This window comes from Enterobacter sp. BNK-16 (assembly GCF_048684955.1).
Classification (GTDB): domain Bacteria; phylum Pseudomonadota; class Gammaproteobacteria; order Enterobacterales; family Enterobacteriaceae; genus Enterobacter; species Enterobacter bugandensis.
The window spans coordinates 47,367-60,129 of sequence record NZ_JBLQTQ010000002.1; the positions used below are offsets into that span (position 1 = coordinate 47,367).

Here is a 12,763-nt window from a genome sequence, read left to right on the forward strand (position 1 = left end):
GACAATGAAAGCAAACAAATTAGCCGCATTAATAGTTACAACATACATTGGCTTTATTTCAATGGCACACGCTTCGGCACCTCAGCCCTTATTCAGCCCGGAGCAGGAGGCTCGTATCGGCGAAATCGCTGCCGACTATCTGGTATCTCACCCGGAGATTCTGGTGACCGTCAGTAATAAGCTGCAGGAACAGCAGGAGGCACGTAAGCAGAAGATGTTTGCACTCAACGTGATGGAGAATCAGGCGAACCTTCTGCATGATCCGGACACCCCGGCTTACGGGCCTGATAATGCAAAGGTCGCGGTGATTGAATTCTTTGATTACCAGTGCGTGTTCTGCAGCCGCTTCGCGCCGGAGCTGGAGAAGGTCATGAAAGCGCAGCCGGACGTCCGCTACCTCTTTAAGGAGTGGCCAATATTTGGTGGTCGCTGGGAAGCTTCACTTCAGGCTGCACAGCAGGGGCTGACGGTCTGGCAACAGAAAGGGCCGCAGGCCTATGTCACCTATCACAATGCCATCTACGCCACCGGTCATAATGAAGGCAAACTGACGGCGCAGGATATTCACGGGGCAGCGGCGAAGGCGGGACTGGCCGCCCCAGCGCCTGGCGACAATACCGCGTCCCTTGAGAAAAACAGTAACCTGGCAGAGGCGCTGGGACTCACCGGAACGCCGGGGATCATCGTCATGCCCGTTAGCGGGGCGACTCCCGACACCATCACGGTTTTCCCGGAAGCCGTTACCGATGATAGGTTGTTGTCTGCCATCCATAAAGCCAACTTGGATAAATGATGTGCGTTGAAGACGATCTCACACCAGAAATCTAATCAGGACATTTTATATCGATAACAGGATATAATAAAAAGCCCAGCATATAGCTGGGCTTTTTATGTCACCGCATGAGGTCTGGTTACCTCATGATCATAATTACTATACAGCCGACTGTTGGTCTTGCTGTTTACGTTTGGCGTCAAGCGCCTGCAACTCACGGATCGATAAGAACATAAAGCAGGTTCCGTATTCATCCGGAGTGTCTTCAACCAATGTAAAACGATGCCGCTCGTAAAACTTCACAACATCTTCCTTAGCATCAAGGACAACACCCTTGACGTCATTGGCAATTGAAGCAACATCAAGTGCATGGTCCAGAGCCACGCCAAGCAACTGCTTACCCCAGCCGTCTTTTTGATACTCTTTAGTAACGGCAATCATAGATATCTTTACTACGGGCACTGCCTTAGGGAGCGAGTAGGGAAACGCGTCCCCAGGCAGTTCGTCCTTTCCCGTAAGATGGAGATGAACGCTGACAAATCCTGCAATCCGTTCTTCTTTGTTGGGGTCAAGAAGAACAAAGATTTTTTTGTTGTCGCGTTCACCGTCTCTCTTAAGGTTACTTTTAACGTAGTCATTAATAACCTTATCTCCACAATCAAAATCTTTAACCCCTTTGTAAGAACTGCCTTTCTTAAAGGCTTCAATTACAAAGGGTTTTGGTTCAGTATTACCTTGTAACATAGCGGCGTTTCTCCACCATTAGCCGCTCCAGCTCATCATCCTTGTCCGTGACAGGCGCATCAATTAGTGCGTTCAGTTTGTTCCACGCTTCCTCTGTCAGCAAACGCATGCGTTGTTTTTCAAGCGTTTTCTGTGCTAGTTCAGTGGCAGCCAAAACAATAAACGAACTCATATCAACTCCCATTAAGGAAGAAGCGGAACGTACTTTTTCTTTGAAATCCGAAGTTGTTCTCAACTCCAGGCGTGTATTTTTAACTTCTGAAGTAGGAAAAATACCTACTTCTTTTTCATTGAGCGCGGTGGCCGAAGCCAAACCTTCAGAACCACCACGTAAGTGGTTGTTTCTCATAATATAAACCTTATAGAAAAATAAAAATGTAGTGAGCCTCCTTAACGTTTATGAGTATCTTCGGTGCCTGCAGAAAGATGTTGCGGGCCGGTTTATTTTGGATTCATCTAAATCTGTAAAAAGCTCTCTATTAAAAATGTTTGCACGGATTGTGTATGAGGACATGTTTGGATTCCTTAAGTAGATTGATCGTTTTCTAATACAAGTCATTGAATTAATTATAAATATAATTTTAACTAAAATTTAACATTTCTGGTACGTACAATGTACGGTTTTAAAGATACAGGTTAAAAATGAATCTGTCAAATGTCCGGATAATGCCCGTACATTGGATGGAAGATGATTTCACCTGTACCTTTTTCCGGGAGCACCCAGAAAACTGTTGAGATATTAGAGGCCTGATGCTCTATTTTGACAAAACTAAGAAAGTGCCCTCGGATGCCAGATCCATCTTCGAGGGGGAGTTTGATGTACATTAAGCCTGTTTTTGTAGAGGTTTGCTGGAACAGGGCGACTGTTAATGAAAAAGCGTGATGAACAGCAGGCGCTCAAGTGAGTTTTGATAAAAGGATCTTAAGGTGAAATTTTTAGGCAAATTGAATATTACAGTGTCTGATATCCTCTCACTCTTGGCATTAGTGATTTCAGGTGTGGCCGCGTACTTCACCATTCAGGCTGATTTCCGCTCACAAAACACTGACAGGCAGGTATCTCTGGTGGTCATGGAATCCATAGGGGATAAGTTAAAGCGCTATGCTGAAAATGCTAATTCTTCGTATCGCGTGCTGCGCGCGTACAGGGAAATGGCGTTTGAATACCCTGAAAAACAGGTCACCTCAGAGAAACTTACTCTCGAATATCTTGAAAAACAAAGTACGCGGGATGCCACATTTTCCGAGGACCTGCTGCTCTCGCTGGCAAAGAGTGAAAGCGAAACTGCACGGAAAATTGCCCGCTGCTATTCGCAATACGAAAGTACAGTTAATGATGCCAAACAGTTTTCCGGCACAACACCTGAGACGCTGACTATTCCACAACACATGACGCTTGCAGTCATGTTGTCCCGCTTCAAAAAAGTCAGTGATGCCTGTGAAGATGCGGACAAAAGTTTGTCGCTGCATATTGCCTCACAAGCTCCCCTCCGGGGGACGCTTGGTGAGCTGGAGGAAGCTCAGGTATTGGTGCTTGAAGGAATGTTCCATACCGGCAGCGGGAAAAGGATTGTATCATCCCAAAATGGGCATGAGGGACATTAGTTTCGGGCATGACCTTCTCGCAAGGTCGCAGGTAAACACGGAAGAATATAATACTGTCCGAACGTCTTTGTTCCGGCGGTGCAGCTACAACCACAACGGCATCTGGCCAGTGTCAGAAAACCACCGACCATCCACAGATCCAAACCACCCCCGGTTCAGAAGGGAAAGCAGGATGGTCGGCCGGCCTCACTTTATCGCAAACCCTGCCGCGGTGCCACAGGCATTGTAGCCCGGACGGGGTCCGGTATATCATCATGTTAAGTTAATATCATATTAACTTAACATGATGCCCTCTAGATATCCTGTGCCGCGTCAGGTCAGGTCCAGGCGATCACGGGCCGTGCGCAGGCGCGCTTCGCCGCGGCGATCGTACTGCTGGGTGGTGGTGACGCTGGCGTGGCCCATCGCATCCTTCACGGTAATCAGGTCTTCACCGTTATCCAGCATGGCGGTCGCAAAGGTTCGCCTTAAATCGTGCGGAGCGCATTTCGCTATTCCGGCCTGCCGCTGGCGCACCTGCAGAACATGGTACACCGCCTGGTCGGTCAGCCGGTCGTTCGTCAGGGCGTCAAAGCGGCGGATACGGGTGAACAACGGCCCGTCTTTTTCCCCCGGATGTCTTCAACCCACTTCTGGAGCCGCTGCCAGGTGCCGGCCGGCATATAGGCCAGCCTCTCCTTGTTGCCCTTGCCCAGCACCCGGAGCGCCCGCTCATCTGTGACAACGTCACGAAAATCCAGCCCTACAGCCTCCGACCTGCGCAGGCCGCAGCCGAGAATGACGGCCAGCATTGCAGCATCGCGTACCCCGATGCTGGAGTCATCGGCCTCGCAGGCACCAAACAGCGCCCGTATCTCCTCCGGAGGCAGAGCCCGGCCACGCGGAAGACGGCTGCCGCGCAGGTTACGCACCGCCCGGATATGCTGGAAGCTCTCCACGTCCATCAGCCTTAGCATCCAGGCTTCCTTCGCCACGCCCTTGAGTGCCGAAAGGTAGGTGTTGACGGTGGCCGTGGCCCGGCCGGTGTCACGCAGCAGTTCGGTCACGGCCATCACGTGATGGCGCCGCAGGCTGCCCCAGCTGCAGGCATCGAGAGATGAGGCACCGAGCATGCCGGCGACGATGTTCAGAAACGAGGCCATGGTCTGTCGGCTCCGGGGCGAATTAAGAGACAGCAGGTAGGCCCGGGCCGGGCTGACCGGAGCATTCTCACCGGCCAGCGCCGGCAGAAACTCCTCACCGGATGACATGACGTCTGTGGGCAGACTCAGATCCGGTTCGTCATCGGGTATCAGGGTCATGTCGGGCTCCGTCCGGGCCGGAAAGCCTCCGGCGCGCTGCGTGAAAAATCGGGGAAATGATACCGTCAGAGCGTACCGCAGAGAGTCTACTTTTTCAAACATACATTTTAGTAAGTAGAAAACAAAAATTTAGATATTTTAGAACAAAATCATACACGGGTTTTCCAGAGCAAATTTTTAAAGATATAATGTAAAATACAAGCTTAGTTATGTGAGATAAAAAATGATTGCTGATGAAGAATTTGACGAAGCGAACGCTAATGTTGTAGTACCCATAGACAAGGAACTGAAAGTCGAAATGGAGAAATTTGATGATTCTCCATCTGCACATCCTTGGGATCCTGAAAAAATAAGAATTACAACAAAGCATTTTTCCCTACGTGAAGTAGTGGACCAAATAAACGATAATGATATTGATCTCTCACCCGACTTCCAGCGTGATTACGTCTGGAGCACTCAACAAAAGATTAGATTGATTGAATCAGTATTATTAGGCATTCCTTTGCCAGCTTTCTATTTCAATCAGGAATCTGACGGATCATTTCAGATAGTCGATGGAGTGCAAAGATTAAGTACTATATCTTCTTTCATGAATAATTTATATTCATTGCAATCCCAACATTTAGAGTATCTTAAGCATTTAGATGGGATTAATTTTGAAAATCTTCCTTCTCTAGAATTGAGGCGTTTCAGGGCTACTCAAATTGTAGTTCATGTAATAGAGCCATCAACACCTAATGGTATTAAATACGATATATTTAGCAGGGTAAATACTTTAGGTAGCCCGCTCAAGCCGCAAGAAATAAGACATGCTATGAGCACATCACGTGCAAGAGAATATTTGAAATTACTTTCAGAGAATGACTTTTTTGATAATGCTACCGGCTGGAATTTTTGGAATTCAGTTGATGGTATAAAAGTACGCGATAGCGGACGTATGACTAATCAGGAGTTGGTCTTACGGTATTGCGCATTCAAAATGACTTCTATTGATGAGTATAGAAATTATGCAAGCTTAGACCGTTTTTTGATTGATTTTACACGTCGGCTTGATGGAAGAAAATCTGAGGAGTCGGATCTAGCCCCTATTAGTGACGATGAGTTAGATTTACTTTATCAAAGCTTCATATCGTCGATGAGAAGTGCATATGATATTCTTGGCGATAACGCATTTCGAAGAATAGAAGAAGGTAAAAAACGAGGGCCTATAAATAGAGCTATTTTTGAATCTCAAAGTATCGCTTTGTCTTTATTTCCTTATAACAAACTTATAGATAAGAAAGAGGAAGTAAAACAATCCTTACTGGAGCTATTCAAAGATGAGAGCTATCTGAAGTCTGTAACTGTGAGCACCGGTTCACCTAGCGCGGTAATAGCAAGATTAACCAAACCAATAAATGAATTAAAGAGTATACTTAATGATTAAAACAGTTAAGATTGAAGGTTTCAAGCGATTCATTTCTGAAACCTTTCCACTAAAAAATCTAACAATTTTAGCTGGAGTAAATGGTGCAGGTAAATCATCACTTATTCAAGCAATTTTGTTATCTCATGAAGCCTCTAAAGGTCACAATACAGTACCATTAGACACTGCTTATGGCGTAGATCTTGGGACAGTACAAGATATAATGAACTGGCGTAATGGAAAGGAAGAGATTGATATCTCCCTTGAATTTAATAATGGAGTGCATGGTGAGTTCAAATTTACATCTTCAAATTTATTCTCTTTATATTTGGATGTGAAGTACTTTTACTCTGGAGAGTATTTTAATACAGAAAATAGATCATTTATATATTTGTCAGCGGAACGATTTGGCCCAAAAACAGAATATAAATTCACGTCAAAGCATCATCAAGAACTAGAGCTTGGAATTAGAGGGGAATATTGTGCACAGCTTATAGATGGCATTGGTTTAATGCCTATTAATCACGCCTCCAGAACTCATCCTGACACTCCAGAAAATGAAGCTCTTTTTTTGAATTACCAATTGGAAAGATGGCTTTCTGAAATTTTTAGACCTATTAAAGTACGCTCAGAAAAATATGGATCAAATACATCCTCCTCACTACAATTCAAAGTTGAAAATGGAGAGTGGGTTAAAGCTTCAAATATGGGGTTTGGGGTAACATATGTTTTACCAATAATTCTTGCAGGTTTAGTGATTAAAGAGAATGGTCTGCTTATAATTGAAAACCCAGAAGCTCATTTGCATCCTGCTGGCCAATCAAAAATTGGAGAATATATTGGTTGGTTATCTGCGAAAGGGGTTCAGGTTTTAGTGGAGACTCACTCAGATCATGTCCTTAATGGTATAAGGAAATCTATAGCAGCTAAAAATAACATTTCACATAAAGATGCAAATGTTTTATTTTTTGATAATAACGAAAAAGAACCATCAATTACTGAGTTACATTTTACTGAATATGGCGGTTTATCTGGATGGCCAAACTCTTTCTTCGATCAATACCAACTAGATACAGCTACTCTCGGTAAATTTAGACGGAGCAGAATATAAAATGTCATTCGTTATTGATTCATCTGACTGGGATTTTATAAATCTCACATGTCCAGAAATTGCTATTATTTTAGAAAACTTCCTAGATAGGCTATATATCGCTAAGGAACGTGGAGAAGATTTCTTTTTCGGTAATGAATTTCAGAGCAAAAATGTATGTAGGGGAATGGATCTTTGGACATTCCTTTGCTCTCCAGAATCTGCTGAAATCGACAAGGGAATCAAAGATGAATTAGCGTCATATATAAATCGTGGATGTTTTTATGAGGATATGGAAAATTTATGGCCCCCTACCTTTCTAAAAAGTGATGTCACTGATAGTTCTGGTGCAATTGTCGGACTTGATTATGCTTATGCTTATCATAACTTGATTAACAATACCCCTTTCGCCTGTATATCACTCAGGGATAAATCAAAGCTTCCGGTTTCGTCAACATATGGACAATTAGAAATTTACTTTGTTAATTCTGAAAAAAGCAATTTAACATTCTGGAGAGAGTGTGCATTATCGACAGTAAGGGATACCCAGGAAAACTTACATAATCTTTCAAGCCATCTTTATCCTGATTTATATTTCTTCAAAGGTGTATGGGACGGAATAGACTCGTTTGAGGGAGGCTATTCTTCTGTTTATCAAAAACTAAAAAAATATTTAGAAGTATTCAACGATTATGGTAATTGGATTTATTCCGCTCCACCTCCTGCGATACATATTAGCGATACAATTAATTCAACAATAGGTCAGAAGCCAACCAATGAACTAATTGAAGAACGATTCCAAGCCTTAGGATTATGTGTAGCGCCTGAAAAACCAGATGTTAGAAAAAATGAAAAATGTCGAAAAGAAAGAGAGATAGTTATTAACAAAACCACGCATTATTGTGAATGGCATGGTAAGTTTGAGCCACATCAAAATAGAATTCATGTACATGGCCCAACATCACATTCTGCAGGAAAATTTATTATTGCTATTTTTTGTAAGCATCTATCATTGCCCAAGCATAAATAAATGTACCGAGCCGGCTGGCCGCGGGACGTGTAGTAAGACGCCGGTCAATCACGTCCTGAAGGATCCCGAGTCGGTTCACATCGTTCATCGAGAAAAACTCCATTCCGCGTCTTATCCTTTGAAAGTAATGATCGCTGGAGTGAGGCTATAGCACGGACATGTATATGGTCAGATGCTGACATCTCAATTTAGCTACCACACTATCAGTTCGCATAACAAAGATTATGTTAAATTAATTAGTTTTTTCATTAATAATCAATTAGTTATCTTACAGAAACACTCCCTCAGGGTCTCACAACCTACTGTGGTAACTTGAGAAACAGTGTACGTTCCTGGGTTTGCGATGCCTTAAAGCCATGGTGAAGATAAAAACTTTTGGCTTCTTCAGTCAGTACATGAACCATGATCGCCCGGACTCCAATATTCTCTGCTACACGGTAACAGCGCAGAACTGCATCGTGCAGTAGATCAGCGCCTAATCCTTGGCCACGGAAAGATGCATCGACTGCCAGGCGAGCAAGTATGATTACCGGAATAGGATCTGGCATGTTACGCCTGAGACTTCCCGTGGCTTCCACGTGGTTAACGCTGCCGGTGGCCAGAGAGTAAAAACCGGCAACCTGTTTCGTGTCTGCTTTACAAACTACGAACGTTCGGGCGGCCCCCAGAGCCTGATTTTTCAATCCTCGCTGTTTAAGCCAGTCATCAAGTACAGCCTCCCCACAGGCGAACTCAGCAAGTTGATGGGAGCTGGATAACGGTTCTGGTGCTGTTACACGTTCCACTGAGGTTTCCTTGCCAGCAGTTTATCAATGGCAACGTTATCCGCAACAGGTGCATCGAGCATATCAATGAACTCTGCATACTGCTCATCGTTAAAATTAAAAACGCGACGGTCGAGGATCACATTCTCAGCAGCCTGGCATGCCATTTCTAGGATGAAGTCCGTGCGTGATTTATGGAGAATCTCTGCTGCAGCATCAATAAGTGCTCTTTGAGATTCTTTAGCTCTAAGGTTGAGCTGAACATCTGATTTCATGAATGCGCTCCTTGTAAAGCAATTGCTATACAAGCATATCATAAAGGTGTTGTATAGCAAACGCTATACAGATTTATCCAATGCAGTGATAATACGAAAGAGTCAGCGTGTAACTACTGTGGTAACCCCACTCCTCTAAATTTCACTTCCCTGCCCAGGCATAACTAATCAAACCCAACTCACTGACATTACTGAGCGCGGCGTCGGTTAAAAACCCCTTCAGGACAATTAGCACGCAAACAATGGACGCTAATATGGCCTGACATCTGGAAATATTGCCAGCGAGAAGGTAGTATTCGTATCGTCAGCGATCGTCTTGTGGTGGGACAGATTGTTGATCCAGATTACTTTTGTGACCTATCTCAAACTGACGGTTTGACTGCTTTGTGGTGAGGCAGGCGGGTGGCAAAAAGCGTTGACGGGAGAAATGCGGACTTCCGGAAACAGACAGGGACAGGACGTGTCCAGTAAAAACGTTCAGGAGCAGGCGACGGAATTTCCCGGAGCCTGAATGCAAAAACCCCCCGATATCTGCTACGAACTTGGCGGAACGTCAGATATCAGGGGGTCCAAAAGCAGGCGCGTTGCCTGTGAAGGATTATAACGCATGCACCATAGAAAACAACACCCGGCCGCCATAAGAACAGGCCGCCGTGAATGACAAGCAGATTTCTGTTCACTGGTCTGAACTTCCGGCCGAAGAGTTAATCCGTTTCTGGCAGGACGTTGATGCCGGCACACAGGATAATTTTCTTACTGAGCCGGTCAAAAAGCGGACCCGCCGTAAGCGCGGTGAACACTCCACAAAAGCCAAATGTGAAAACCCGTCCTGGTTCCGTCCTGAGCATTATAAAAAGCTCTCCGGGGAACTGGGGCATGCCTACAACCGTCTCGTGATGTTCGACAAGCGGACCGGCCGCCCCAGACTGCGTGTTCACGTTTCCCGTCATCCCCTTTTTGTCACGGGTCGCCGTAAGGCAGGACGCAAATATGGTTTCCGGCCGGAACGCCGGAGCCTGATTGACTCCCTCTGGCCCCTGCTCATCAGTTTCTGTGATGGCGGCAAGCATACCGTCGGCATGTGTATCTCCAGGCTGGCCAGAGAGTTAAGCCCGAAGGACGCTAAAGGAAATGTCATCCCGGAAACGGAGGTGACGGTGTCACGCTTATCCCGCCTGATTGAAGAGCAGGTACGCTTTGGTGTGCTTGGGCTGGCGGAAGAGCGCACCTGGGATCGGGAATCCCGCTCCTGGCTGCCGACTTATGTTTATATCACCCCTATGGGATTCCAGATGCTGGGCGTCAATATGGACAAGCTGTTTAAGGAGCAGGATAAGAAGCTCCGTCAGAGCGCCGAGCGCGAGCAGCTGATCCGGGACGGGGTGATTAACGAACATTATGATGTCCAGCCCCACTCTGCGCGTAAATGCTGGTCTGCCCGTAAGCGCCGTGAAGCACTGATTTACCGTCGTAAAAAAGGCGCTGAGCGTAAACGAGCCAATAACCTGATAAAGCTGCCGGTGGATGAACGTCTTCATGCCATGGAAAAATGGGTTTTCAAAACCCTTCCTCATGATGAGGCGTACTGGTGTACGCCGGAACGACTGACACAGCTGGCGATTCAGCATCTTTACCAGCTGGACCTGGCGCTGTCACCGCCGGACTAGCCGCGACATACGGCACATCATCTCCCTCTGTTCACATGCCCCTCGCCGGGGCTTATTGTGCTGGTTTTTCCCGGAAAAATTGAGCGTTTTTTGTTCCCGTCACCCGGTCGGGCTGCATTTACTGACGCAAACGCATTACCCTGATGGCCTGGAAAACCGACGAATTCTTTTTTCCACAGAAATCCGCAAACGAATAAGTCACCTTTTCCGGAAAGGAAAAAAACAGAACCCGCAATTTAATCTAACCCCCCTTTTTTTATCGCTCTGTTCATTTCATTCCAGAGTGGATCTTTGTCTTCCGCCACTCTGTGGATAATTAAAAAGGCCTTCGCATGCAGCGGCCTCACGGCCGCGCGCTCAGATGAAAATCAAAAGTACCTCCCGTCGCAGGCGACAGGCCCCGTTCTGGCCAGAACCTGACACCCTCTCCTGGCCTGACCCCTGCTAAACCGACGCCGCCCCGGCCCGAAGGGCCGGAACACCCTCGCTTTAAGAGGGATGTTGTAACTAGTATTAAGAGTAGCTGTAGTTAAGTCGCGGTAATCCCTTTATACACGCTCGTAAGCGCCTGACGGCGCTAACGCGGAGATACAGCCCGTCAGCGGCCAGAGGCCTTGACGGACTCACTCCGACCGCGCACATTAGTAATCGGAAAGCTTTAAGCGGGTATGGCTTTGCAGGGAAAGGGATGGGATTGGCAGAACCTATCAATCCGTAACGGCTGATGCCGGTTACGACGCCCCTAACCAGAATCACCCGGTTCAGCTCCGGCTGGCGTCTCCATGCCGCTTCGCGGCATACATTTACCCTTTAAAGCAGGGTTGCCTAAATCCGGGAGCGCGATAAGCTTAAACGGGTGATTTTCAATCAGGATGAGTAAAATGGATATAATTCTTCCGGGAAACAAGAGCCAGGCACGAGTCTGGGCAGAAACCATGATTAATCTGGAGGCCCGCAAACTCGTCAATACCGCTAATATTGTTGGCGCCCGACATCTGGGGGATGGATTGACGCGTCTCAAATTCATCGATGAAATTAAATCTGTCATTAATGGCGAATTTGAGCGTGCCCGGCGGGCAAAGTCTGACGAAGAGTGCATGACCTGCCTGCGTAACCTGCAGGCCGAAAACAGCAGTCTGCTTGAGCAGAGCCGTCAGCTCCAGACCGGTTATGCGAAACTATATGCCCAGATCAAATACGTCAGGGATGAAGACCGGATGGTCGGTTATGTCATCTCAGGAATTAAAGTGGTGCTGGCAGGTATGCAGGGCGCATTTGGCTTCGTGCTGACTTCCTCAATGACACCCGTTGGCGTTCTTGCCGGGGCTATTCTGATTGTCGACTCGGCCAACACGATAACCCGTGAAGTTGGTCGTCAGTTCCTGAATGAACCTGACACGCAGGGTATGTTTGGTGATGGTGCCATGAACATCGCTAAATTCATGGGATTTGAACGATCAACAGGGTTGGGGATATACAACGGGATCGCACTTGCAGGCAATATCTACAGTGTCTATGGATTAATGGCCAGACCTGGAACATGGCGTCTGTTTAACTATATCAGCACCGATTTTTACCGGAAAATCGACACCATGTCCCGGGGTAAACTGACAATGAAAATTGTGGGATGGGGGGTAAAGGCTAAGGTTGTTTTCGATCTGATCACTTCTGATGACGCCGGGAAATGAGATTCCGGCGGTAATGCCATGATTTATAGGCCAGCTTCAAAGGCATGGTAATCGTAAACAGAGTGCCAAGAACAAGAATAGCCACGCCAAAGGAAATGGCATGCATCCTCGAGCCAGCCAAAAGTGTGGCCACAAAAATCAGTAACATGACTGACAGCACCCATATCAGGGCCTTAAAACGGTTTGCCAGATCGTTCAGCAGGGTATCCATCTCCGTACCCGTTTTAGCTGAACTGGCCCGCAGCCGGACAATGTCCTCTTCACTGAAGCCGTGGTTCGTCAGATCACTTTCATGGTTCATGCTTCTCTCCTTTTCCCTGCGGGAAGTTTAACATGCCCTGCGCTAATAACCAGTTAAGCCCGACCGATAACCTGTCAGGTGGTTACGGGCTATCAGCTCTTTCTCACTGATAGCCATCACG

General features: G+C 46.5%; 12 protein-coding genes and 1 pseudogene. 7 read left to right on the forward strand and 6 right to left on the reverse strand.

Translation table 11 applies throughout. The features are described from left to right. The first annotated feature begins 4 nt into the window (after positions 1 to 4). Complete coding sequence (locus ACMGGH_RS23045) at positions 5 to 793, forward strand: DsbA family protein (protein ID WP_420299245.1); 789 nt, start codon at positions 5 to 7, stop codon at positions 791 to 793. Between the two features lie 138 nt (positions 794 to 931). On the opposite strand, the gene ACMGGH_RS23050 is transcribed toward ACMGGH_RS23045, so the two are convergent. Continuing rightward, positions 932 to 1,516, reverse strand: a complete 585-nt coding sequence (locus ACMGGH_RS23050; protein ID WP_136487025.1) for a GNAT family N-acetyltransferase — start codon at positions 1,514 to 1,516, stop codon at positions 932 to 934. Next, positions 1,503 to 1,865, reverse strand: a complete 363-nt coding sequence (locus ACMGGH_RS23055; protein ID WP_136487027.1) for a DUF1778 domain-containing protein — start codon at positions 1,863 to 1,865, stop codon at positions 1,503 to 1,505. The genes ACMGGH_RS23050 and ACMGGH_RS23055 overlap by 14 nt, the downstream gene beginning before the upstream one ends. A gap of 578 nt (positions 1,866 to 2,443) precedes the next feature. Here ACMGGH_RS23055 and ACMGGH_RS23060 point away from each other — a divergent pair. Next, positions 2,444 to 3,121 carry a hypothetical protein gene (locus ACMGGH_RS23060; RefSeq protein ID WP_420299246.1) on the forward strand — a complete coding sequence of 226 codons (678 nt, stop codon included), beginning with the start codon at positions 2,444 to 2,446 and terminating at the stop codon, positions 3,119 to 3,121. A gap of 312 nt (positions 3,122 to 3,433) precedes the next feature. Here the strand turns inward: ACMGGH_RS23060 and ACMGGH_RS23065 are convergent. Further along, positions 3,434 to 4,422, reverse strand: a pseudogene (locus tag ACMGGH_RS23065) (tyrosine-type recombinase/integrase). Positions 4,423 to 4,645: 223 nt separating this feature from the next. Here ACMGGH_RS23065 and ACMGGH_RS23070 point away from each other — a divergent pair. The 3 genes from ACMGGH_RS23070 to ACMGGH_RS23080 are packed head-to-tail and all read left to right on the forward strand — an operon-like array spanning position 4,646 to position 7,947. Then, complete coding sequence (locus ACMGGH_RS23070) at positions 4,646 to 5,848, forward strand: DUF262 domain-containing protein (protein ID WP_420299247.1); 1,203 nt, start codon at positions 4,646 to 4,648, stop codon at positions 5,846 to 5,848. After that, the gene (locus ACMGGH_RS23075) at positions 5,841 to 6,938 is read left to right on the forward strand and encodes a DUF3696 domain-containing protein (RefSeq protein WP_420299248.1); all 1,098 of its coding nucleotides are present in this window, start codon (positions 5,841 to 5,843) and stop codon (positions 6,936 to 6,938) included. The genes ACMGGH_RS23070 and ACMGGH_RS23075 overlap by 8 nt, the downstream gene beginning before the upstream one ends. A gap of 1 nt (position 6,939) precedes the next feature. Next, positions 6,940 to 7,947: a hypothetical protein gene (locus tag ACMGGH_RS23080; protein WP_420299249.1), complete on the forward strand. Its 1,008-nt coding sequence runs from the start codon at positions 6,940 to 6,942 to the stop codon at positions 7,945 to 7,947. Between the two features lie 299 nt (positions 7,948 to 8,246). Here ACMGGH_RS23080 and ACMGGH_RS23085 read toward each other — a convergent pair whose 3' ends face one another. Next, on the reverse strand, positions 8,247 to 8,732 hold the full coding sequence (locus ACMGGH_RS23085; protein WP_248056648.1) for a GNAT family N-acetyltransferase: 486 nt from the start codon (positions 8,730 to 8,732) through the stop codon (positions 8,247 to 8,249). Beyond that, positions 8,720 to 8,986, reverse strand: coding sequence for a DUF1778 domain-containing protein (locus ACMGGH_RS23090; protein WP_248056646.1), 267 nt, complete (start codon positions 8,984 to 8,986; stop codon positions 8,720 to 8,722). Before ACMGGH_RS23090 ends, ACMGGH_RS23085 begins: the two co-directional genes overlap by 13 nt. Positions 8,987 to 9,639: 653 nt before the next feature. Here ACMGGH_RS23090 and repA point away from each other — a divergent pair. Together repA and ACMGGH_RS23100 are read left to right on the forward strand one after the other, a co-directional pair. Then, positions 9,640 to 10,653, forward strand: a complete 1,014-nt coding sequence (gene repA, locus ACMGGH_RS23095) for a plasmid replication initiator RepA (protein WP_420299250.1) — start codon at positions 9,640 to 9,642, stop codon at positions 10,651 to 10,653. 881 nt (positions 10,654 to 11,534) lie between these two features. Then, on the forward strand, positions 11,535 to 12,341 hold the full coding sequence (locus ACMGGH_RS23100; RefSeq protein WP_063617333.1) for a DUF4225 domain-containing protein: 807 nt from the start codon (positions 11,535 to 11,537) through the stop codon (positions 12,339 to 12,341). On the opposite strand, the gene ACMGGH_RS23105 is transcribed toward ACMGGH_RS23100, so the two are convergent. Further along, positions 12,316 to 12,642 (reverse strand): hypothetical protein, encoded by a 327-nt coding sequence (locus ACMGGH_RS23105; protein ID WP_063617334.1) that lies wholly within the window; start codon positions 12,640 to 12,642, stop codon positions 12,316 to 12,318. The genes ACMGGH_RS23100 and ACMGGH_RS23105 overlap by 26 nt on opposite strands. Positions 12,643 to 12,763: the final 121 nt, after the last annotated feature.

What these genes read in the sequence shown, in the direction of transcription:
- ACMGGH_RS23090 (WP_248056646.1), bottom strand. Translation starts at nt 8,986, where the DNA reads ATGAAATCAGATGTTCAGCTCAACCTTAGAGCTAAAGAATCTCAAAGA.
- ACMGGH_RS23105 (WP_063617334.1), bottom strand. Translation starts at nt 12,642, where the DNA reads ATGAACCATGAAAGTGATCTGACGAACCACGGCTTCAGTGAAGAGGAC.
- ACMGGH_RS23045 (WP_420299245.1), top strand. Translation starts at nt 5, where the DNA reads ATGAAAGCAAACAAATTAGCCGCATTAATAGTTACAACATACATTGGC.
- ACMGGH_RS23050 (WP_136487025.1), bottom strand. Translation starts at nt 1,516, where the DNA reads ATGTTACAAGGTAATACTGAACCAAAACCCTTTGTAATTGAAGCCTTT.
- ACMGGH_RS23055 (WP_136487027.1), bottom strand. Translation starts at nt 1,865, where the DNA reads ATGAGAAACAACCACTTACGTGGTGGTTCTGAAGGTTTGGCTTCGGCC.
- ACMGGH_RS23070 (WP_420299247.1), top strand. Translation starts at nt 4,646, where the DNA reads ATGATTGCTGATGAAGAATTTGACGAAGCGAACGCTAATGTTGTAGTA.
- ACMGGH_RS23075 (WP_420299248.1), top strand. Translation starts at nt 5,841, where the DNA reads ATGATTAAAACAGTTAAGATTGAAGGTTTCAAGCGATTCATTTCTGAA.
- ACMGGH_RS23100 (WP_063617333.1), top strand. Translation starts at nt 11,535, where the DNA reads ATGGATATAATTCTTCCGGGAAACAAGAGCCAGGCACGAGTCTGGGCA.
- ACMGGH_RS23080 (WP_420299249.1), top strand. Translation starts at nt 6,940, where the DNA reads ATGTCATTCGTTATTGATTCATCTGACTGGGATTTTATAAATCTCACA.